Consider the following 494-nt stretch of genomic DNA (forward strand, 5'->3'; position numbering starts at 1 on the left):
GTCCCGCTTCGAGGCGCAACGGCGACCTCGCCGTCGACACTAGCAATGTCTATTTTCCGGTTATGGCAAGCCAGACTTCAATGGCCGACATGAGGCGCAAAGGTCGTTCGATCTCGACAAACTACTAGAGGCGCGGCCGGACTGGCCGAGGTCGCGCGGTGCATGGGCATTGACGGCGCGTTGCAGCCCGCAGCTATGGTCCAGTAGCGGAATGGCAACTTCCGGGATAGACCGTCACAATAGCACCACTTCGCAGGCTCGGGCACCGCAGGCCTGTCCCGTCAGCTGCCTTTGCGGAATCGCAAACAAAGTGAGGCCAGCCTATCTTGCTTGGTGGTCAACTCTCGATCGATCACACCGGGACAATGAAACGTCGTGACGACGACGGCTTGAACTGGAGGGTGCCCCATGTGGTCTATTCGCCGGCTGAGCGGTGCGCCAGCCTTTGGTGGGCAGGCATACGTTCTATCGGTGCTCACCAGCACTGTCTTGAG

At 59.9% G+C, this 494-nt stretch carries 1 protein-coding gene; it reads right to left on the reverse strand.

The genetic code is table 11. The annotated features are described in order from the left end of the window. Positions 1-281: 281 nt before the first annotated feature. The coding region (locus ACWTU8_RS32325; RefSeq protein WP_455851311.1) for a hypothetical protein at positions 282-494 on the reverse strand (213 nt) is incomplete at its 5' end.

This window comes from Mesorhizobium sp. BHbdii (assembly GCF_053848045.1).